This is a genomic window from Veillonella intestinalis, assembly GCF_943193155.1.
In the GTDB taxonomy this organism is placed as follows: domain Bacteria; phylum Bacillota; class Negativicutes; order Veillonellales; family Veillonellaceae; genus Veillonella_A; species Veillonella_A intestinalis.
The window spans coordinates 160,770-183,636 of the sequence record NZ_CALPDB010000001.1; the positions used below are offsets into that span (position 1 = coordinate 160,770).

The following is a 22,867-nucleotide window of genomic DNA, read 5'->3' on the forward strand; positions in this document are numbered from 1 at the left end:
GTAGATCTATTCGGTTGCGCCCGTTATGCGTTTGAGTGAGTGCTACATAGGACTTAACAGAGTGGAACCGCGGGCCACCGTCTCTGTAATGAGATGGTGGCTTTTTATATTTTTATGGAAGTGAGGCATCGGTAGCGATGAGAGAAATTAAAGTATTCAATACGATGACAAGAGAAAAAGAAATATTTAAGCCAGTAAAGGAGGGAGAAGCTAAGATTTATGTATGTGGTGTAACACCATATAACCATCCTCATATTGGCAATGCTCGTCCGTTTGTTACTTGGGATGTTATTCGTCGTTACTTGACCCATATTGGCTATAAAGTAACGTATGTACAGAACTTTACAGATGTGGATGACAAAATTATTAATACATCGAATGGTGAAGGCGTATCTTGGGACATTATTGCTAACCGTTATATTGAATCCTATTTTGATGTAATGGATGCTCTTAATGTGCGTCATGCTGATGTATATCCGCGTGTATCGGAACATATTGATGAAATCGTAGCCATGATTGCTACTTTAATCGAAAAAGGTTTTGCTTACGAATTAGATGGCGATGTGTACTACAGTGTTGAAAAGTTTGAAGACTATGGCAAATTATCAGGTCGTACCCTTGAAGACATGGAAGCAGGCGCTCGTGTAGATGTAGATGATCGTAAACATAATCCAATGGACTTTGCTCTTTGGAAAAGCGCAAAACCAGGTGAACCATTCTGGGAAAGCCCATGGGGCAATGGTCGTCCTGGCTGGCATATTGAATGTTCCACTATGAGTAATAAATACTTAGGGGAAGAATTTGATTTCCATGGTGGCGGTAGTGACTTAATTTTCCCTCATCATGAAAATGAAATTGCTCAGTCTGAAGGTTGTACAGGTCATCATCCAGCTGTTCGTTACTGGTTGCACAATGGCTTTATTACAATTAATCAGGAAAAAATGAGCAAATCCTTGAATAATTTCTTCTTAGTAAAAGATATTTTAGAAGAATATAGTCCTGATGCACTTCGTTACTTCTTATTAAGTACCCATTATCGTAGTCCATTGGATTTCAGTGATGAACGCTTGGAAGAAGCTAATAAGTCTTTAGAACGTATGACAACAGCTATTGAAAATCTTCTCTACTTAGAAAATCAAGAAGAAGGCGAATGTGATGAAGAAGCAAAAGCCTTATTGAATAATGCCCGTAAATATGCAGCTGAGTTTGAAGATGCTATGGCTGATGACTTTAATACCTCTTTGGCAGGGGCTCCAATGTTTGGGCTTGCAAAAGAAATTAACATTTATTACCAAGCTGTACAAAATTGCAATGGCAAAGTATGTCATAAAACATTAGATGAAGTAAAAACTATTTTCAAAATGATGACAGATATTCTTGGTATTTTAGAACAAGCTTGGGAAGGTCCTAATGCAGGGGCTGGTGCCGAAGAATACGAACAATTAATGCAGGTTATTTTGAATGTTCGTCAGAATTGCCGTGAACGTAAACTTTGGGACTTAGCGGATGCAATTCGTGATGAATTGGCTAATATTGGTGTAGTTATTGAAGATTCGCCACAAGGGGCACGGTGGAAGAAACGTGAACTTTAAGCGCTATCAATTTTTACGGGCTACGGCCATTGAAAAATTAAAAGCTATAAAGGAGCATGAGGGAATTATAACAGCTAGCGCTGAGGATTCCCTCATGCTTGCCTATATAGGCGATGCCGTATATTCTTTGTTTGTTCGTGAGCGTATGACTGAAGCGGGCATTATGAAAGTACAAGTGTTACATAATTTAGTAACAGATTTTATTTGTGCTAAAATGCAGGCAAAAGTATTACAAGCTTGGGAAGAAACGTCTATACTGACTGATATAGAGCTACAAGTAGCGAAGCGTGCTCGCAATAGTAATGTGCATGTACCTAAAAGTGCTACTGTACAAGAATATCGAGCGAGTACTGCCTTTGAAGCCGTATTGGGGTATTTGTATCGAACCAATCAGCAAGAGCGTTTACATGAGCTAATGGCGAAAGCATTTCAATACACATTAGATACGATGTAATAGAGGAGACTGAATAACTATGAGTGATTATATTGTAGGTCGCAATGCGGTGCGTGAAGCGTTAAAAGCTGATCGTACGATTCAGCGCCTTTTTATTGCAAATGATAAAGTGCAAGGTTCTCTACAAGAGATAGTAGGCCTAGCTAAATCAAAGGGAATTGAAATTCGTCGTGTTGGTGATAATCAATTAGCAAAATATGCAAATGGTGTTGTACATCAAGGCGTTGTTGCTTTGGCTGCGCAAGTAAAGTTTGCTGATTTAGATGAAGTGTTGGCAAATTGGCCAAAGGAAAAAGCACCTATTTTAGTATTATTAGATGGCATTGAAGATCCCCATAATATGGGTGCTATCATCCGTACTGCAGAATGTTGTGGTGCTACGGCGGTGCTCATTCCTAAACGTCATACAGCACCGATTAATGCTACGGTAGCTAAAACATCGGCCGGTGCTTTGGAATGCATACCCCTAGTGCAAGTTGGCAATGTAGCACAAACGATTGAGGAGTTAAAGAAGCAAGGTTTTTGGGTACTAGGCGCTCATATGGAAGGGCAACAGACCTTATACCAAGCTGATTTAACGAGTCCTTTAGTGTTAGTCATTGGCAATGAAGGGAAAGGCTTGAGTCGTTTAACGAAAGAACGCTGTGATTTCTTAGTGACAATTCCTATGTATGGGCGCCTTAATTCGTTAAATGCATCAGTAGCAGCGGCAGTTTTACTATATGAAGCGGTGAGACAGCGACAATAATGAGGTCTTAAGATGAAAGAAGACATTTTAATTGTAGATGGTTATAATGTGATTTTTGCTTGGCCAGAGCTAAAGAAAATTAGTAAAAGCTCGTTAGAACATGCACGGTCACGCATTAAGAGCATTTTACAGAATTACGGCAAGCATAAAGGCTATCGCGTTATTTTGGTATTTGATGGAAAATTTGCCAATTCTGGTGCGGCCGAAGAATACATGACTGATGATTTCTTAGAAGTATATACAGCGGATGGTGAAACGGCTGATTCATATATTGAGCGGACTGTGTTTACTTTTAAAAATACGTATGCTAATGTGTATGTATGTACATCAGATTATGCAGAACAAAGTCAAGTCTTAGGATTTGGAGCTTTGCGTATTTCAGCGCGAGAGTTAAAAGCACAAGTAGAACGAGCTAAATTGGATGAACAAAGATATTATAAAGGGCTTCATAAACGGGATAGTTTGCGCTTACAACGGAATGAAGTCGGTCACCAGTTAGATGGTGAAGTAGCTAAGGAATGGGAAAGCTTGCGACGTGGAAATAAATAGCCTTGCAGAACTGGGGTCTATCAAGTATAATGAGAGATACATTAGTTGTGTTCTGCTAGAACAGGAAAGTGGAGGCTGGCATGTGCGTTAATGAACGCTTAAACGATGAATATCGTCGTTATGTGGAGTTATCTGATGAAGAAATTTGTAAATTAGCGCAAGAGCAAGATGACCACTTAGCTGTGGATTATCTAGTCAATAAATATAAAAATTTTGTGCGCGCCAAAGCACGATCTTATTTTTTGATTGGTGCCGATAAAGAAGACATTATTCAAGAAGGGATGATAGGCCTTTATAAAGCCACCAGGGATTTTAAAGGTGATCGTCTAGCTTCATTTAAAGCATTTGCCGAACTGTGTGTAACTCGCCAGATTATTACAGCCATTAAAACGGCTACACGGCAAAAACATATTCCTCTTAATTCGTATATTTCTTTGAATAAACCTATTTATGCGGATGAAGCGGAACGAACCTTGATGGATGTTTTGATTGAAGGTCAAGGTACAGATCCTGAAGAGTTATTTATTAATCGTGAAGAATTTTCCGATATTGAAGAAAAAATGGGATCTATTTTAAGTGATTTAGAAGGTAAAGTATTAATGGGGTATTTAGATGGCAAGTCTTATAATGAGATTGCGGCTGAATACAACCGAAGTGTTAAATCCATTGATAATGCATTACAACGAGTGAAACGAAAGTTAGAGAAGTATTTAGAGCATCGTAGTAATTCAGCAAAAAAGAATGAGCCATAGGAAGGATGACAATTGTGAGAAATTTCTTGATGTTTGCAGAAGTGGTAGTATCTGTTTTATTGATTTTGGTGGTTGTGTTACAATCGAGTAAGAGTGCTGGTATGGGGGGCGCCGTAAGTGGTGCTGCTGATTCCGTATTTGGTGGTAAAGCTCGTGGTCTTGATGGTTTATTATCAAAATGCACTATCGTATTAGGGATTCTTTTTGCCGCCTTAAGCTTATTCTTGGGAATTTACTTAAATCAATATTAATGGGAGCCTGCCTTGTGCAGGCTTTTTTGGTAGAGGTAAGAAACTATGGAAGATATGAAAAACAAGATTTTAGCCTTTTTCAAAGCCATTAGTCCAGAAGCGTATCATATAGAAGATGCTGCTTATATTTTAGGGATTAAAGGGGCTGATGAATTAGAAACTTTTATGGAGCAAGTACAAGCACTATCTGAGGCCGGTTTATTAGTAAAACGCAGTGGTGATTACTATAAATTAGCAGCACCGACCGCACAGGCTAAGGCTGGCAAGAAACAAATTAATGTTGTAGAAGGGACCTATAAAAGTTTGCGCAATGGGCGAGGCTTAGTAGTAGATCCAACTGGCACCTATGAAGTGGCTATTGGACCAGATGACCGTAATGGAGCTATGCATAATGATAAAGTCGTAGCTTATATATTGCGTTTTAGTCGTGTTGGTGATCAACGACCAGAAGGTCGTGTAGAAAGCATAATAGAGCATGTGAATACGGAGATTGTAGGTACCTATGATCGACAAAAGAATTTTGGCTTTGTTGTGCCTGATGATGAGCGTTTAGGTGATGATATTTATGTGCCTTTGCCAGATTCTTTGGAGGCACGTAGTGGCGCTAAAGTCTTAGTGGAGATTACTTCTTGGCCAGATGTTAAAGGACGTCGTCCTGAAGGGAAAATCAAAGAAATTTTGGGTTATACAGGGGATGTAGGGGTAGATATTAACTGTATTATGGCAGCCCATAAAATTCCGTTTGCCTTTCCAGAGCCTGTTTTAAAAGAAGCTGAAGAAGTAAGTTTTGACGTATTACCTACTGGCAAGCGCCTTGATTTGCGTGAAGTGCCTATGATTACTATTGATGGGGAAGATGCTAAAGACTTAGACGATGCAGTCAGTTGTAAGCAGTTAGTTAATGGCCATTACCAATTAGGGGTTCATATTGCGGATGTAAGCCATTATGTAAGAGGCAATACGGAGCTCGATAAGGAAGCCTATAAACGCGGGACTAGTGTATATTTGGTAGACCGCGTAGTCCCTATGCTACCAACGGTATTGTCAAATGGCATTTGTAGTTTAAATACTAAGGAAGACCGCTATGCTATGAGTTGTATTATGGAGATTAACCATGCAGGCAAAGTGGTTGATTTTACCATTAGTCCATCGGTAATTCGGGTAGATCGTCGTTGTAGCTATCCTGAAATATATAAAGCTTTAGAAGAAGAGATTATTCCTGATGATTTACTACCACTTATGCCAATGGTGCATGAATTACATGAAGTAGCAAAGATATTAATTGCTATGCGTGAAAAATCAGGAGCTATTTCTTTTGAATTTCCTGAGTATAAAATATTGTTAGCCAATGATGGCACACCGCTTAATATTGTACGCAAAGATAGAACCATTGCGGAAAAGATTATTGAAGCGTGTATGTTAATTGCTAATGAAACAGTAGCTACCTATTTACGGGATTCGAATAAACCAGCTATTTATCGAATTCATGAGCAACCAAGTGAAGAAAAATTGCAAGCTTTACAGACTGTAGTGACGTATTTAGGCAAACCGTTTCATTTAGCTGATGGGGCTGTAGAACCAAAGGATATTCAGCGATTTTTAGATAGTTTAGTTGGGACTGATGTAGAGCAAATAGCGCAGATTATGACCTTGCGTTCTATGCAACAAGCGCGCTATTCCTCGGCTAATGTGGGTCATTTTGGCTTAGCCTCTGCTTGTTATACCCATTTCACATCACCTATTCGACGGTATCCTGATTTGATAGTCCATCGACTTTTGAAAAAGCAATTGCATTGGCCTGATGGATATAGTAAATATGATGATTCTGAAGAATACCTAGCAAAGGCAGCTGAACATTGTTCTATTCAAGAGCAAGTTGCGGTTGCTACTGAACGAGATACTAATGATTTGAAAAAAGTTCAATATATGGAACCTTATGTAGGGGAAGTGTTTGAAGGCAAGATTAGTTCTATTACATCTTTTGGCATGTTTGTAGAACTTGAAAATGGCATTGATGGATTAGTGCATATTGCCACTATGGATGATGATTATTATTTCTTTGATGAGGAACATTTTTTATTAGTCGGTCGTCGCACTGGCAGGACATACCATCTAGGTGAAACGGTTCAAGTGACACTTATAAAAGCCGATAAGGATAAGAAACAAATAGATTTCTTGCTTGGTGATGTAGATGCAGCCACTTTAATTCAAAAGTCATTGCAAAGTCGTACACGGTTAGCTTCGTCAGGTAAAAGCTTCCGTAATAGTAGTGCCAAAGACAGTAAGACTGGTAAAAAAGAGCGTTTTTCGACTAGTAGTGATAGAAAAGGTTGTAAAAAATCAGGTAGAGATTCTTTTAACAAAGTAGCTAAGAAATCGAAAAGTAAGAAACAGAGCAAGAAGGGCAGTAAAGGTAAGAAAAAAGGTAGTAAAAAGAAGTAATGGAAGTTGAGGAGGAACGTAGTGAGTAAGGCAAAAAAAGATAGTAGTAGTTTAATTGCTGATAATCGCAAAGCGCGCCATGATTATCATATACATGAAACATTTGAAGCGGGTATTGTTTTAACAGGAACTGAAGTTAAATCAATTCGTCAAGGTCGCTTGAATTTAAAGGATAGCTATTGTGGGATTCAAAATGGTGAATTATTTTTATTTCAAGCGCATATAAGTCCCTATGAGCAAGGGAATCAGTTTAATCATGAACCGATGAGAACTAGGAAGTTACTGATGCATCGCAGTGAAATCAATCGTCTCTTAGGTCAAGTAAAAGAAAAAGGATTTTCCTTAGTCCCTTTGAATTTTCATTTTGCTCATGGATTAATAAAAGTGACAGTAGGCCTTGTAACTGGTAAGAAGAATTATGATAAGCGTCAAGATATAGCTGATCGCGATGCTCAACGAGATATTCGTCGGCGTATGAAAGAGCAGAGCCGAGACTATTAACGTAAAAGGGATAATAGGAGAAGATAAATTAGAGGTTATAGGGAATTTAAAACTATTTGAAATATAAAAAAGGCAGTAGGAGTTAGTCAATGACTATTCCTACTGCCTATATTAGTTGTGGTGGAGACGAGGGGAATCGAACCCCTGTCCAAAAGCGTTGCCCCACAGACTTCTCCGAGTGCAGTCGCTGTTTTAGAATCTCAGTTAGCTATTGTACAACGACAAACTACACTAACCCAGCTCAGAGGTTTAACCTAATTTACTTGAGCAGATAAATTAGGCGAGCCCGTAGTTTGACGCCTTATCCCTGCTCACGGGCAGAGCAAGGTAAGACGTAGCTTATGCAGCTAATGCAAAGTTTTCTTTTGCGTTTAATTTAAAAGTTCCACCGTTTTACGGCCTCATGGAACGCCGACTCGCTATCTATGATACACGCACCCCTGTCGAAACCATTACGTCCCCAAGTGTGTATTAACTATGATTTTATATGTAGAGTCATAGTTGTGTATATATGTGTATATATTATAAACAACTGTAGTAGGCGTGTCAAATGACAACTACAATAGAAGAGTCAAATAGACACGAAAAATAAATCTATTAAATAGTGAGTAGTTTTGTAAATTAGAAAGTAAAAATAATTTGTAAAAGTATATTGACATGATTGTAAAGTTTGCGTATAATAATTAATGTTCCGAACGTGCCGGAGTGGCGGAATGGCAGACGCACTTGACTCAAAATCAAGCGGGTAACACCGTGTGGGTTCAAGTCCCACCTCCGGCACCATATCTTAAAGGTCCGTAACTAATACATTTAGTTACGGACCTTTTATGTTTGTATTGATATTTACCAAAGCCCTAAGCTGTATTGTAATAAAAGAGTTGAAATGGTAATGCCCGTCCAACATAGTAAGCCTATTAATAGCGGTCGTGAGCCACTACGAATCAATTTTACTATATCTGTGTTTAGGCCAATGGCTACCATTGCCATTACAATAAAGAATTTAGATAAGCTTTTCATAGGTGTAAATATTTCAATTGAGATGCCAATCATCGAGGCCATGGTCGTAATAAGACTAGCGCCAATGAAGTAAAGAATAAAATGAGGAAACACTTTTTTGATTGAAGGGGTAGTTGGTGCTGTAATAGTAGTATTGGAATTTAAATGAGCTGAATTGTTGGCATTGTTTTGCTTATTAGTTAAAAATGCGAGAAATAGGGTAATTGGAATAATTGCTAATGTACGAGTTAATTTTACAGTCACAGCTTTATCTAAGGTTTCATTGCCTAGACCATACATACTATCCCAGGTTGAGGCGGTAGCTGTAACTGATGAAGTGTCATTAACAGCCGTTCCAGCAAATAGACCAAAGGCTTCACCTGATAGTTGTGAGATACCTAATAAAGTACCGAGTGCAGGAAATAGTAAGGCGGCTAGCACATTAAAGAAGAAAATGACTGAAATAGCTTGGGCAATATCTTTATCGTCAGCTTTTATAATAGGGGCAGTAGCTGCAATGGCAGAACCGCCACATATAGAAGAACCTACACCAATTAATGTAGCCATTGAACTAGAAATAGACATAGTGCGATAACATATATAGGCAATAAGTAAGGCTACTGTAATGGTACAAAGAATGATAGGTAGTGATTCTAGGCCAGTTTTTAATACAACTTGTAGATTCAAGCCAAAGCCAAGAAGAATAACTGCATATTGCAGTATTTTTTTACTAGTATAAGTAATACCAGGATTAACGACTTGACGATTAAATGATAATTGGTTTATACCCATGCCTGTTAATATAGCGATGACAGGTCCGCCAATCAAAGGAAAGAATTGTCCTAATATATAACAGGGGATGGCAATGGCTGCACAGAGTGCGAGGCCAAGCCGTTCTTGCTGTAACCAGTTCATACACAAATCCTCCAAAACATTATATGTAAGCATTTATTGGTTAATTGAATGCTAAGTAGTATGATTGTATTTATTGTATCATAACTAGGATATTTTTTTGTATATAGGAAATATGAATTAAAAATAGTGCATTAATTATTGAAATTGAATAGTTTAGCTTAGTTATCTTTTAAAAATAAATATAATCTTTTTATAATATAAAATCCTGTTAAATTAGTATATATTAATGCTTATTTTTAGCAAAATAAAATACAAAAGGTCCTCACAGATTATAAGACATTAGTAAGCGTCTATCTATGAGGACCTTTTTATGTATTAAATTAGGGATTATTTAGTAGAATTATTAGTATTTACTCGATTATTTGCCATATTTTTCAAATAAGGCTTTTAGCATGTTGCCGTGATTTACTTCTTGTTTGGCAATAAAGTTCATATGGTCAGCCGCTTCTGTAAGGCCAGCCGCACGTAAATCATCAGCACGGGCGTCTAAGCGATCGCCAGCTTGTTCTTCCAGTTGTTGAATTTGTTTAGCTACAGCCCAAAAATCTGGTTTTTGTTCACCATTACAGAGGGCATAAAAACCTGCGTGTTCAGCTTCTTGTACAGCAATTTCATGGAAGGCTGCGGCTACGTCGTCTAAACCTTGTTCCTTAGCTAAAAGATATAAAGTCATATATACACGAGTTCCGTGTAATTCGGCTTCAACGCCACCTTTGAAAATGTCTTCAAATTTTGTGTCTTTAGTTACATTGTAAAAACTCATAGATTCCTCCTAGAAAATACGGTATCAAAAAAGATAATACACACTAAGGTGCAAAGATTATATCGATAAAATGTAATGACTGCTATATTTTTCGATTTACTTCATTTATTATACTTGATGAAAATATTTTTGTCAATTAAATTGTGCAAAATTTTTATGCCGAAAAAAGTTGATATATACTGCTAGAAAGCTATTTTTGATATTGACATTTGAATTATTTTTAGTTAAACTGAGATATGGTACTAGAGTTTTCAATTCGGTTTTCGTGGGCTAGTGGCGTAATGGATTGAGAACTTTTTTTGACGTATATTGACTATAATTTATGAAAAACTTTATAAATTTTTGTGTAGTATATGTGTAGTGTATGTCTAACATATGTTGTTGGTGTGAAAGTAAGTTTGTATGTAAAGTGAGGGAGGCGACAATGAAGCAACGAATTCTTGAAGCTGCCGTAGCTGAAATAGAATTGTATGGCTCATCCTTTCGGATGGATGATTTAGCTAAGCGGTTAAATATTAGCAAACGCACGTTGTATGAGAATTTTCACTCAAAGAATGAAATTATTGAACGAATTTTATTTGAGAAAAGTCAGGATTTTTATAATCTTCATAAAGAAATCCTTGAAGACCCTACATTAGATTGTGTGACTAAGTTGAAAAAATATTTTTCTGTGCGGTCTGATTTGTATGCGGCTATAAGTGGTGATCATTATCGGTTAATGTTTGCATCAGTACCATCTTTAGTAGATCATGTGTTACGGGTATTTGAGCGAGACTGGGAATTACTCGGAAGCTTTTTAGAAGAGCAACAACGCATGGGAATTATTAAACCAGGAAATATTGAAGTATTGTTGTTAATGTTAAAAGGCGTAGTGCGTACAGTTTTTTATGATGAACATCGTAATCCAGAAGATTGTATTACAATTTTATCAGAAGCGATGAATATGATATTACATGGTATTTTAAATGAGGAGGCAAAGAATGAGTAAGTTTCGTTTTTCAGGTGCTCTAGTAGCTATTGTAGCAATGATGCTAGTAGTGGCTGGATGTGGCAAGGAGGAAGCAAAGCCTAATGAAGTGGCTGTTAACACTTATAAAATAGCAGCAACAGACACACAAATTGCTACGTCTTTTAATGGTACAATTACGGCTCAGAATAAGACGGCTATCCATGCACGTGTGTCGGGTCATGTAGTTGAAAAGTATGTAAAAGGTGGTCAACAAGTCGTAAAAGGACAACCTTTATTCCGTTTGGACTCTCGACAATATGAAGCTAATTTAGCAAGTGCACAAGCAACAGCAGCGTCTACGAATGCATCGTATTTAAACTCAGAACGTGATTTACAACGGTATCAACAATTAGCGAATGAAGATGCCATTGCACGTCAGACTTTAGATACGCAAGCAAGCACTACTGAACAGCAAAAAGCAGCTTTAGCTGCTAATGAAGCCGCTGTTCGTATTGCACAAGATAATTTACAAGATACTGTAATTTATGCACCATTTGATGGCACATTAGAAATGGATGATATTGACTTAGGTTCCTTTGTAACTGCTGGGACAACTACATTAGTGACGATTAATACAGTAGATCCTGTATATGTTCAATTTGCTATGAGTGAATCTGAATATCTTGAATTCATGAAGAATAAACAAGGTCAAACTATGGATAATCTACCATTACAACTTCGTTTGTCTGATGGTTCCATTTACCAATATACAGGTACTTTAGTACAAGCTGCTAAAAACCTTGATAGTTCTTCTGGTCAATTGATTTTTAAAGCATCTTTCCCAAATCCAGAACATATTTTATTACCTAATATGTATGCCTCTGTTGTATCTCCTGGGGACATTATTAAAGGTGCTATCTTAGTACCAACTAAAGCGTTGACACAAGTATTAGATAAATCATTTGTATATACTGTTGATGAGTCTGGTACAGTAAAACAAGTGCCTGTTGTAACTAGTGGCACACAAGGTATTTATACTATTGTTAAAAGTGGTCTAAAAGCAGGTGAAACTGTTGTTGTAGACGGTTTAACTAAAATTCGTAATGGTGTGAAGGTTAATGCAACAGCACTAACTAAAGACCAAGTAGAAAAGAGTAAATAAGGGGGGATATCGTGTCGAAATTTTTTATAAACCGACCTATATTCGCCATCGTTTTGTCCTTGATTATTACGATTGTTGGCTTAGTTTCTATGTTTACTTTGCCAGTTGCACGTTATCCAGAAATTACACCACCGCAAGTTCGTGTTAGTACAAGTTATGTTGGTGCTTCGGCTTCGGTTGTTAGTGATACAGTAGCCTCTGTTATTGAGTCACAGATTATTGGTGTTCAGGATATGGACTACATGATGTCCACCAGTAGTAGTAGCGGTAGTTATTCTTTGACCGTTCAATTTAATCAAGGTACTGATGCTGATATGGACACAGTTAATACACAGAACCGTGTACAACGTGCATTAGCATCTTTGCCGTCGGAAGTTCAAAACGTTGGTGTAATCACAACTAAATCTACAGGCGATATGTCCTTAGTATTTGCGTTAAAATCACTTGATGAAAGTTCATACGACCAGACATTCTTGAAAAACTATGCATCTAACTACATGATGGATGAAATTAAGTCTATTAATGGGGTAGGTAGTGTTCAAGAGTTCGGCTCTGACTTTGCTATGCGTATTTGGCTAAATCCTGCTAAGATGGCACAGCATAATGTTACTATTGCTCAAGTAGTTAATGCTATTTCTTCGCAAAATAAACAGGCCGCTGCTGGTTCGTTAGGAACTGAGCCGATACCAAGCAATCAGCAAGTATCACATAATATTACCATTCAAGGTCGTTTAATGACTACTGAAGAGTTCGGTAATATTATTATTAAGACAGATACAACGGGTAATTTATTGCGCCTTAAAGATGTATCTAATATTGAATTAGGGTCTAAAGATTATGGCTTTAGTGCTAAGAGTGATGGCAAGCCGATGGCGGCCTTTGCAGTATCTTTGACAAGTGATGCGAATGCGATTGAAACCATTACTAAAGTAAAACAAGTTCTTGAACAACAAAAAGAGAATTTGCCACCAGGTGTTGAATATACGATTATTGTAGATAATACAAACTTCGTTACAGCTTCTATTGAAGAAGTTATTCATACCTTTGTGGAAGCCCTTATATTGGTAGCCTTAATTGTATACATCTTCTTACAGTCTTGGCGTTCCACATTAATTCCAATGATCGCGGTTCCTGTATCGTTATTAGGTACCTTTGCAGCCTTTGAAGTCCTTGGATTTACCATTAATACCTTAACCTTATTCGCCATGGTACTTGCCATTGGTCTGGTTGTCGATGACGCGATTGTTGTTATCGAGGCCGTTGAATATGAAATTAAAGTAAATGGTTTAAAACCACATGAAGCTACGATTGAAGCGATGAAAAATGTACAGGGCCCAGTAATTGGTATTGCCTTTGTATTGGCTTCTGTATTCGTACCAGTATCCTTTATGGGTGGTATGACAGGTATTCTTTATAAACAGTTCGCCTTGACGGTAGCTGTTTCTGTAGCGATTTCAGCTTTTGTGGCATTGACATTAACACCAGCACTTTGTGCTATGATGTTAAAACCACATGTGCCTAAAGAAAAAGAAGACTTCATTCATCGTGGTCTTAATAAATTTAATGATGCTTTAGAGCGTTTTAGTGATTGGTATGGCTATCAATTAGCTCGCTTAGCTAAACATTTATGGCTTACAGTTGTTGTATTAATTGGATTTGTACTTGTTTCAGTAGGTGTATTCCGAGTTTTACCTTCAGCCTTCGTACCTTCAGAGGATAATGGTTACTATATGGTAGCTATTAGCTTGCCAGAAGGGGCTACGTCTTCAAGAACTATGGATGTTATTGAAAAAGTTACAGCCTTCATGAATGAGGACTCTGATATTGTTGATAAAGCAGGGATTTCTGGTTTTGATATTTTATCTAGTGCTCAAAAAACAAGTGGTGGCTTAATGTTTGCTACCTTAGCTGACTGGAGTGAGCGTAAAGGGGCAGGGCAAGATGTTGATTCTAAAATTGGCAAATTGATGGGCTTTACCGCAACGGTGCCAGAAGCAACTATTTTACCTATGAATCCGCCACCAATTCCTGGTTTAGGTAGTACGGGTGGTTTCTCCATGTATATTATTAACAAAGCAGGGGACACACCTGAGCAAATGGCGACAGTAGTTAATGATTTCTTAGGTGAAGCTCGTAAACAGCCAGTGTTTGCTTCTATTTATACTACTTATAGTGATGGCACGCCGACTTATGATTTTGAAATTAATCGTGATAAAGCAGCTAGAGATGGTGTAAGTGTTTCTGACATTTTCACAACGCTACAAGGTTTCTATGGTAGTATTCAGGTCAATGACTTTAATGAGTTTGGTAAAAACTATAAAGTAGTTATCCAAGCGCAGCAAGATTATCGTGTATCACCTGAAAACAATAATAATGTGTATGTAGCTAATAGTAGTGGCACTTTATATCCTGTGGCCAACTATATTAAATCAACAGCTACCACTTCTGTATCTACGATTACTCGTTTTAACAACTATCCAGCTGTTAAAATTGGTGGTTCTCAGGGGGCTGGGTATAGTTCTGGTGATGCTATTGCAGCATTAGAAGAGGCCGCTAAAAACTTGCCTCAAGGTTATACATACGATTGGGCCGATCAAAGTCGTGAGGAAGTTAAAGCAGGGACACAGACTATTCTTATCTTAGGGATGGGGATTATCTTTGTATTCCTAGTGTTAGCAGCTTTATACGAATCTTGGAAGGTTCCATTTGCAGTATTGTTCTCCGTTCCATCTGGTATCGTAGGGGCCGCGTTGATTCCTTGGTTGCTTAACTTGACTGGTACATATAATTTAACAAACGATATTTATTTACAAATTGGTTTGTTAACTTTGGTTGGTTTAGCAGCGAAGAATGCGATTTTGATTATTGAATATGCTAAAATTCGTGTTGATGAACGAGGCATGCGCTTCGTTGATGCAGCGATTGAAGCCGCTAAAATTCGTCTTCGTCCAATTTTGATGACATCCTTAGCATTTATTCTAGGCTGTATTCCATTAGCTATTTCTAGTGGGGCTGGTGCCGGTGCTCGTGTATCCATGGGGATTACCGTAGTAGCTGGTATGACCTCTGCTACTTTATTTGGTATCTTTGTAATCCCAATGTTATTTATCTTGATTGAAAATATTGGGTTTGGTAAAAAAGATAAAAAGCATTAATTGATATGTTAGTTTATTGATTAGGCTTGCCAAATAGACAATTACAATTACATATGGACAGCAATTCCTTATTTTAGAAAGTTTATGAAGTGAGTATTTCGCTGCTTGATTTGAAACGATGAGTATACCTTTAGGTATGCTCATCGTTTTTTAGTTGGAAGGACGAGCGAATACAGAAATACTTAGCTGTTTTATGCTTCATAATTTTTAGAAAAAGTCAATGTCATTTATGCATATTAAGTATAATTAAGATGAATAAGTTCGTGATATAATGTATACAAAATTAGGTGTATGCGTATGAGATGGACAGCATGCATCGGCAATAACACTGAAAGAATTACTAAGTTGTGATTAAAGTAAGGAGGTATGCATGTGAATATTTTAATTTCAGTGATTGTTATTTTATGGATTGGTACCCTTGTATTTAAAAGGTACAAAGCGCAAGCCGTGCTCTTTATTGGTGGTATGGTATTATTGGCATTAGCATATTTACTAGGGTATGGCACGATTCTAGGGGCTAAACAAGCAACGGGGAATTTTATTTTTGATATTTTCGAACTTATTCGTATTTTATTTAGTGAACGTGCAGCTAAATTAGGTCTTAATATTATGGCGGTAGCAGGCTTTGCACGTTATATGGATCATATTGGAGCATCCCGTGCGTTAGTTACATTAACAATTCAGCCTTTACGGAAGTTAAAATCACCTTATATCGTACTAAGTGCTTGCTGGGTATTAGGTATGGTAATTGGGTTAGCTATTAATAGTGCGTCTGGTTTAGCGATGCTATTGATGGTAACTATGTATCCAGTATTGATTGCATTAGGTGTAAGTAAATTGTCTGCTACAGCAGCTATTGCTACTACTCTTTGTTTGGACTGGAGCCCAAGTGATACAGGTACAATCTTTGCGGCTGAATTAGCAGGTCTTGACCCAGTAACATATTGGCATTCTTTCCAAGTGCCAGTAGCGCTATGGGTATTCCCAGTAGTAGCAGTTCTTCATTACTTTACTCAAAAGTACATGGATAAACGTGATGGCCATGTAGTGGTAGCTCAAGAAGCAACTGTTAATGAAGACAAAATGACAAATGAAGACTTAAAAGTTGAAGCACCGTTGTATTATGCAATTTTACCAGTTATTCCATTAGCTTTAATTTTATCTTTCTCTAGCCTATGGATTTCTTGGATTAAAATGAACATTATTATGGCTATGTTAATTGGTACAACTATTGGCATGATTTTCCAATATGTACGTACGTTAGACGGTAAATCCGTACTTGCCGATTTACAAGTATACTTTGACGGCATGGGTCGTCAAATGGCAAATGTAGTCAGCCTTATCGTAGCAGGTGAATTATTTGCTAAAGGTCTTATGGCGATTGGTACTATTGATGCGCTAATTAACTGGGCTAAGTCATCTGGTTTTGGTGGTATCGGTATTACCTTAGTAATGGTAGCAATTATTGGTGTATCTTCTGTTGTAATGGGGTCTGGTAATGCGCCATTCTTCGCTTTTGCTAACTTAGTACCATCCATTGCAGCATCTACAGGGGTTTCTGCAGCTCTTATGATTTTGCCAATGCACTTTATTGCCAGTGCGTTCCGCGCAATTTCACCAATTACAGCTGTAATTGTAGTAGCTTCTGGTATGGCTGGTATATCTCCATTTGATTTGGTAAAACGGACCGCTATTCCAATGATAGGGGCCGGTATTACATTAGTTATTGCTAACTTTGTTATGTTCTTATAATTAAAACATAAGTAAAGTACTAGTTAGTAAAAACATAGTTATGACAGTGTAATTACAGAGTGATTACAGCGTAGTTGCTCAATAAAAATTAATGAAAATCTCCACCTGATACATTGGGTGGAGATTTTTTTGTCATCCTCTATTTACCCATACTGAAAAGGGGTAATCTATGATATAATAAATAAGATAAATTAACTTCGTTAATTCTAAATATTTTATGAGGTGATATACATGAGTGAAAATGTGATTTTCGTAACTGGCCATAAGAGCCCTGATACTGATTCTTTCTGTTCTGCTTTAGGCTATGCTAATTTAAAAAATCAAATGGGCATTTCGGCTAAAGCAATTTGTGCTGGTCCTGCGAATAAGGAAACGTCCTTTGTACTCGATTATTTTAAAGTAGAACATCCTGAAATCGTAACTAGCTTTGCTGTACGCATTAAAGATGTATTAGAAGCTGTACCAGCGGTAGAAGCAGATGCTAATTTAGAAGCTGTTCTTGCATGGCGCAAAGAACATGATATGAATCGTGTTCCTGTTGTAAAAGATGGTAAATTCGTAGGTGTGATTTTACCAAGTCGTTTGATTGAAGCATTAGCAGGCGCTTGGCTTGAACAGAAAACTGTGACAGCTGGCGAGTTAGTATCCAAAGCTGGTTGTCAACTTATTTCTCCAGATTTAAAATTGAAAGAATTTGATCGTGGCCATAATGGTGCATTCCCAGTAGTTGATGGGGATACCTATTTTGGTATGGTTCGTTCTCATGTAGAAGCACCTAAAGAAAAACAAAAAGTAATTTTAATCGATCATAATGAAAAGGTTCAAATTATTGATGATATTGAAGACGCTGAAATCGTAGAAAACGTAGATCACCATCGTATTGGTGGTTTAGTGACTGAAAATCCTATTTTCATTCATTACGAGCCAGTAGGCTGTTCTTGTACTATTGTAGCTAATTTCTACTGGCAATATGGCCAAGACATTCCAAAACATATTGCAGGGCTTTTATTATCAGCTATTATTTCTGATACTGTATTATTCCGTTCGCCAACTTGCACACCAAAAGATGTAGAAACAGCTAAAAAATTAGCTACTATTGCTGGTGTTGATTTAGAAGCATATGGTCTTGAAATGTTAAAAGCTGGTGCTGATGTATCTGATTTTAGCGATGAAAAAATTGTTCGTACTGATATGAAAGAATTTAGTGCTAATGGCCAAGTATTTACAATCGGTCAATTATCTACTATGAATGCTGATGATGTGTTGACTCGTAAACCAGCGTTATTAAAAGCGTTAGAAGAATTACGGGCTGCTAATAATTATGTAGCATCTTATATTATGGTAACGGATATTCTAAAAGAAAGCACAAATCTATTATTTGCTGGTGATGTAGCACATATTGTAAAAGCTGCTTTCGGCGAAGAACCAAAAGACCAAGAAGTATTCCTCGCTAATACTTTATCTCGTAAAAAACAAATTGTTCCTCAAATTTGGGGAGCTATGAAATAAGCCAATTAAGTAGTGATTAGCTATTTAATTGAAGTGTGAATTGACAAAAACGTTGCCTCTTGCAACGTTTTTGTTCATTACCGATTAAAAGTAAGGAAAGGACTGTTATGAGTAGTTTATTTGATGGTTTGAATACAGAGCAACAAGAAGCGGTACGCACTACGGAAGGTCCCTTATTAATTGTAGCGGGCGCCGGTTCCGGTAAAACACGAGTTCTTACTTATCGAATTGCTCATTTATTAGCGCAAGGGGTAAATCCCTATGAAATTTTAGCAATTACTTTTACAAATAAAGCCGCTAAAGAAATGAAAAGTCGTGTAGAAGATTTGGTAGGTTCTTTGGCAGATCGTATTTGGCTTAGCACATTTCATTCCTTCTGCGCTAAATTCTTACGCTTTGAATTAGATAATTTTTTAGGGTATAGTAAAAATTTTACTATTTATGATACGGGTGACTCTCAAGCCGTCATTAAAGGCGCATTAAAAGCATTAAATTTAGATGACAAATATTTTCCTGTAGGAGCTATGCTCAGTGCTATTTCAGATGCTAAGAATCGCTTGTTATTAGCGCATGACTTTCGTATGGATGCTCGTGATTTTTATAGTCAAAAAGTAGCTGATGTTTATGACTATTACGAGCGAGAACTACGCAAAAATAATGCTCTTGATTTTGATGATTTATTGCTCGTAGCTGTTAAACTATTACAAAGCAAAGCAGATGTATTAGCTAAATATAGTCATCGTTTTCGTTATATTATGATTGATGAATATCAAGATACAAACCATGCTCAATATACATTAGCCCATTTACTAGCTTCTAAATGGCAGAATATATGTGTAGTAGGTGACGCGGATCAGAGTATTTATGCTTGGCGCGGTGCTGATATTCAAAATATTTTAGATTTTGAAAAAGACTATCCTGCGTGTAAGACGATTAAGTTAGAACAAAATTATCGCTCCACAAAAACTATTTTAGAAGCTGCCAATGCGGTTATTGATAATAATGAAGGACGCCCTGATAAAGTGTTGTGGACTGATCAAGATATGGGCCCTAAGATTCGTCACTTTGAAGCACAATCTGAACAGGAAGAAGCCGCTTTTATTAGTGAAACTATTACTAAACAGCACGATTTACATGAAGTACCTTATGGTAATATGGCGATTTTATACCGTACTAATGCACAATCACGGGCGTTAGAAGAAGGGCTAATTAAACGAGGTGTGCCATATGTTATGGTAGGGGGCACTAAGTTCTATGATCGTAAAGAGATTAAAGATGTATTGGCCTATTTGAAGGTATTGTTTAATCCGTTTGATGATTTGAGTTTATTGCGCATTATTAATGTGCCAAAGCGGAGTATTGGGGCCACAACAGTAGGGAAATTACAAGATTATGCACGGGAAACGGGCAATTCTTTATTTATGACATTAACGATGTTGAATCAAATTCCTACTATTAAAGGAAAAACTAAGGATAAATTAGAAGAGTTTGGGATTTTAATTTTTACCTTAGTGGCTATGATGGATGACCATAATGTACTTCAAATTTTAGAGTCTATTTTAGAAAAAACAGGGTATTTAAAAGAGTTAGAACTTAGTACAGATCCACAAGATGAAGCACGGGTAGAGAATATTGGTGAATTGCTTTCCGTGGCTAAAGTATTTTTAGATGAAAATCCAACGGGAACAGTGCAGGACTTTTTAGAGCAAGTGGCTTTAGTGAATGATGTAGATACTTACGAACAAGCCGATTCTAAGGTAACGCTTATGACCTTGCATTCTGCAAAGGGCTTGGAATTTCCTATTGTATTTTTAGCAGGCCTTGAAGAAGGTTTATTCCCTCATAGTCGGACTCTTATGAATCCAGAAGAGATTGAAGAAGAACGCCGTCTTTGTTATGTAGGGATTACGCGAGCTGAAAAAGAATTGTACGTATTAAATGCAACGACACGAACTGTATTTGGTCGAACTAATGGTTATTTGCCATCTCGATTTTTAAAAGAAATTCCTGAAGGTTTAATAGAAGAATTGCGGCCTAAACGAAAAGTTCGGGACGACGTACAGCGACATGTACCAGCTCATCTTTCTGTTATGTCACGCCCTGTGACTAAGCCTACTTTACGCAATCCTGTAGTTGAAGATTGGCAAGTAGGTGATACAGCGGTTCATGCTAAATGGGGAAATGGTACAGTATTAGAATTACAGGGGTCAGGACCAGGTTTGAAACTTAAAATTGAATTTCCTACACAGGGTGTGCGCTTAATTATGGCGCAATTTGCCCCAGTAAAACGATTAGAAAAGTAAGATTGCAGGAGAATATGTTATGCCAACAATGACAACCTTACGAGAGGCATTAGCTGTAGCGACTACAGAAGAAGCTAAAACACATGCGCTACAACAATTATTGTCCTATTGTGGTTACTTGTATTACGTTAAAGATGTGCCACAAATGGAGGACTATGAATATGACAAGCTGTATCGTGAATTGGTAGAGCTTGAGACTGCTCATCCAGAGTATATTACCTCGTATTCACCGACTCAACGAGTGGGTGCTAAAGTGGAAGGAGATTTTCCAAAAGTAGTACATGGCTCACCTATGCTTAGTTTAGGTAATGTATTCACATATGAAGAAGTGAGCAGTTTCATAGAACGGACTGAACGAGATTTAGGTCACCGTCCAGAATATGTAGTGGAACTTAAGATTGATGGTTTGGCATGTAATTTACATTATGAAAATGGCGTATTAGTGCGGGCTGTCACTCGTGGTGATGGGCGCGTCGGTGAAGATGTTACCAACAATGTGCGCACGATTCAATCGGTACCTTTATGGATTGAGAAGGCACCGCCTTATATAGAAATTCGCGGGGAAGTGTATATGCCTCATAAAGAATTTCAGCGTATCAATGAAGAACGGGAAGCGGAAGGGTTGCCTACCTTTGTGAACCCTCGCAATGCGGCTGCTGGTTCTTTACGCCAATTAGATCCAGCTATTACAGCTAGTCGTAATTTAGATTTTTTTGCCTATGCTTTGGGATCTTCAGAAGGTGCTCATATCCAATCGCAAAGTGAATTATTACATACCTTAGACAATTTTCATTTTCATGTAAACCAAAATTATACGGTATGCCATACAGCGGATGAGATAATTGAACGAATTGCTTATTGGGATGAAGAACGGCATAATCTACCGTATGATACAGATGGTATGGTAATTAAGGTCAATGCTTTTGAAGATCAAGAGCAACTTGGGGCTACCGTTAAGGACCCTCGTTGGGCTACAGCCTTTAAATATCCACCAGAAGAAGTAGAGACGATTGTTAAAGATATTACGATTAATATTGGCCGTACGGGCGTGTTGACACCTACGGCTGAATTGGAGCCTGTATTTGTGTCAGGCACGAATGTGGCGCGTGCTACGCTCCATAATGAAGATTTTATCAAAGATAAAGATATTCGCATTGGTGACCATGTAATGATTCATAAAGCGGCAGAAATTATTCCAGAAGTCATTAAATCATTACCTGAAAAGCGGACTGGTAGTGAAGTAGAATTTACTATGCCTAGTCATTGCCCAATTTGTGATTCGCTTACGGTACGTCGTGTTGGCGAAGTGGCTGTTCGTTGTAGTAATGAGCATTGTCCGGCGGTAGAAAAAGAGAAAATCATTCACTTTGCCTCTCGTGATGCTATGAATATTGATGGTTTAGGCCCAAGTATTGTAGAAAGCTTGATTGCCTATAAATTAATTACTACAGTAGCTGATTTGTATGCATTAACAGAAGAGCAATTGGTAACGATGGAGCGCATGGGGAAAAAGTCAGCCCAGAATTTATTGAATGCTATTGAGGCATCGAAAACGAGAGGCTTAGGTCGCTTGTTATTTGCTTTAGGTATTCGCTTAATTGGCGCTAAAGCAGGGCGTACAATTGCAGAACATTTTCCTACGATGGAAGCCTTACAAAATGCTACCGTGGAGACCTTAACAGCCGTTAGTGAAATAGGCCCTACTATGGCAGAAAGCTTAGTAGCTTATTTCGAAGAACCATATAATTTAGCCTTAATTGAGTCCTTACGCAAGGTAGGCGTTGTTATGGAAGAAGAGGTAGCTGAACCAAGTGGGACTGAATTAGCTGGCGAAACCATTGTATTAACTGGTACTTTGGAAAGTATGGGCCGTAAAGAAGCGGGTGAGTTACTAGCGTCTCATGGGGCGAAGATTACCGGTTCGGTTAGTAAGAAGACTACCATTCTTATTGCTGGTGCTGAAGCCGGTAGTAAATTAACTAAAGCTGAAACATTAGGTATTCGTATTATGAATGAAGCTGAGTTTTTAGATTTAATTAAAGACTGGCAGTAGGCTTGTTTTGTATTGTTACAG

General features: G+C 37.7%; 17 protein-coding genes, 1 tRNA gene, 1 other RNA gene and 1 other annotated feature (1 of these 20 running past the window's edge). Of the genes, 16 read left to right on the top strand and 3 right to left on the bottom strand.

The window, feature by feature from the left end; translation table 11 throughout:
- Nucleotides 1-88: a binding site (T-box leader), on the top strand (it extends 117 nt beyond the left edge of the window).
- A 49-nt stretch (nucleotides 89-137) separates the two neighbouring features.
- From cysS to smpB, 8 genes are all read left to right on the top strand, one after another.
- Nucleotides 138-1,592, top strand: coding sequence for a cysteine--tRNA ligase (gene cysS, locus NFR44_RS00740; RefSeq protein ID WP_251440071.1), 1,455 nt, complete (start codon nucleotides 138-140; stop codon nucleotides 1,590-1,592).
- Nucleotides 1,582-2,046, top strand: coding sequence for a Mini-ribonuclease 3 (locus NFR44_RS00745; protein WP_251440073.1), 465 nt, complete (start codon nucleotides 1,582-1,584; stop codon nucleotides 2,044-2,046). The genes cysS and NFR44_RS00745 overlap by 11 nt, the downstream gene beginning before the upstream one ends.
- Nucleotides 2,047-2,065: 19 nt before the next feature.
- Nucleotides 2,066-2,794: a 23S rRNA (guanosine(2251)-2'-O)-methyltransferase RlmB gene (rlmB, locus tag NFR44_RS00750; RefSeq protein WP_251440075.1), complete on the top strand. Its 729-nt coding sequence runs from the start codon at nucleotides 2,066-2,068 to the stop codon at nucleotides 2,792-2,794.
- Nucleotides 2,795-2,806: 12 nt separating this feature from the next.
- Nucleotides 2,807-3,343, top strand: a complete 537-nt coding sequence (locus NFR44_RS00755; RefSeq protein ID WP_251440077.1) for an NYN domain-containing protein — start codon at nucleotides 2,807-2,809, stop codon at nucleotides 3,341-3,343.
- An 80-nt stretch (nucleotides 3,344-3,423) separates the two neighbouring features.
- Nucleotides 3,424-4,095, top strand: coding sequence for an RNA polymerase sporulation sigma factor SigH (gene sigH, locus NFR44_RS00760; RefSeq protein WP_251440079.1), 672 nt, complete (start codon nucleotides 3,424-3,426; stop codon nucleotides 4,093-4,095).
- A gap of 14 nt (nucleotides 4,096-4,109) precedes the next feature.
- Nucleotides 4,110-4,346, top strand: coding sequence for a preprotein translocase subunit SecG (gene secG / locus NFR44_RS00765; RefSeq protein WP_251440782.1), 237 nt, complete (start codon nucleotides 4,110-4,112; stop codon nucleotides 4,344-4,346).
- Nucleotides 4,347-4,400: 54 nt separating this feature from the next.
- Nucleotides 4,401-6,788, top strand: coding sequence for a ribonuclease R (gene rnr / locus NFR44_RS00770; protein ID WP_251440081.1), 2,388 nt, complete (start codon nucleotides 4,401-4,403; stop codon nucleotides 6,786-6,788).
- 21 nt (nucleotides 6,789-6,809) lie between these two features.
- Complete coding sequence (gene smpB / locus NFR44_RS00775) at nucleotides 6,810-7,289, top strand: SsrA-binding protein SmpB (RefSeq protein WP_251440084.1); 480 nt, start codon at nucleotides 6,810-6,812, stop codon at nucleotides 7,287-7,289.
- Nucleotides 7,290-7,407: 118 nt separating this feature from the next.
- On the opposite strand, the gene ssrA is transcribed toward smpB, so the two are convergent.
- Nucleotides 7,408-7,751, bottom strand: a transfer-messenger RNA (tmRNA) gene (gene ssrA / locus NFR44_RS00780).
- A gap of 237 nt (nucleotides 7,752-7,988) precedes the next feature.
- On the opposite strand from ssrA, the gene NFR44_RS00785 reads away from it, so the two are divergent.
- Nucleotides 7,989-8,072 (top strand) — tRNA-Leu (locus tag NFR44_RS00785).
- A gap of 60 nt (nucleotides 8,073-8,132) precedes the next feature.
- Here NFR44_RS00785 and NFR44_RS00790 read toward each other — a convergent pair.
- The gene (locus NFR44_RS00790) at nucleotides 8,133-9,200 is read right to left on the bottom strand and encodes a YeiH family protein (RefSeq protein WP_251440087.1); all 1,068 of its coding nucleotides are present in this window, start codon (nucleotides 9,198-9,200) and stop codon (nucleotides 8,133-8,135) included.
- 358 nt (nucleotides 9,201-9,558) lie between these two features.
- Nucleotides 9,559-9,963, bottom strand: a complete 405-nt coding sequence (locus tag NFR44_RS00795; protein ID WP_251440090.1) for a ferritin family protein — start codon at nucleotides 9,961-9,963, stop codon at nucleotides 9,559-9,561.
- Nucleotides 9,964-10,387: 424 nt separating this feature from the next.
- Between NFR44_RS00795 and NFR44_RS00800 the strand changes: the two genes are divergently transcribed.
- From NFR44_RS00800 to ligA, 7 genes are all read left to right on the top strand, one after another.
- Entirely contained in the window at nucleotides 10,388-10,951 is a 564-nt protein-coding gene (locus NFR44_RS00800) for a TetR/AcrR family transcriptional regulator (RefSeq protein WP_251440092.1), read from the top strand.
- A complete protein-coding gene (locus NFR44_RS00805; RefSeq protein ID WP_251440094.1) occupies nucleotides 10,944-12,074 on the top strand; it encodes an efflux RND transporter periplasmic adaptor subunit in 1,131 nt (376 codons plus the stop codon). Before NFR44_RS00800 ends, NFR44_RS00805 begins: the two co-directional genes overlap by 8 nt.
- A gap of 11 nt (nucleotides 12,075-12,085) precedes the next feature.
- Nucleotides 12,086-15,229, top strand: coding sequence for an efflux RND transporter permease subunit (locus NFR44_RS00810; RefSeq protein WP_251440096.1), 3,144 nt, complete (start codon nucleotides 12,086-12,088; stop codon nucleotides 15,227-15,229).
- Nucleotides 15,230-15,595: 366 nt separating this feature from the next.
- On the top strand, nucleotides 15,596-16,981 hold the full coding sequence (gene dcuC, locus NFR44_RS00815; protein WP_251440098.1) for a C4-dicarboxylate transporter DcuC: 1,386 nt from the start codon (nucleotides 15,596-15,598) through the stop codon (nucleotides 16,979-16,981).
- A 231-nt stretch (nucleotides 16,982-17,212) separates the two neighbouring features.
- The gene (locus NFR44_RS00820) at nucleotides 17,213-18,490 is read left to right on the top strand and encodes a manganese-dependent inorganic pyrophosphatase (RefSeq protein WP_251440100.1); all 1,278 of its coding nucleotides are present in this window, start codon (nucleotides 17,213-17,215) and stop codon (nucleotides 18,488-18,490) included.
- A gap of 107 nt (nucleotides 18,491-18,597) precedes the next feature.
- Nucleotides 18,598-20,793, top strand: coding sequence for a DNA helicase PcrA (gene pcrA, locus NFR44_RS00825; RefSeq protein ID WP_251440102.1), 2,196 nt, complete (start codon nucleotides 18,598-18,600; stop codon nucleotides 20,791-20,793).
- A gap of 28 nt (nucleotides 20,794-20,821) precedes the next feature.
- Nucleotides 20,822-22,846 (top strand): NAD-dependent DNA ligase LigA, encoded by a 2,025-nt coding sequence (ligA, locus tag NFR44_RS00830; protein ID WP_251440784.1) that lies wholly within the window; start codon nucleotides 20,822-20,824, stop codon nucleotides 22,844-22,846.
- Nucleotides 22,847-22,867: the final 21 nt, after the last annotated feature.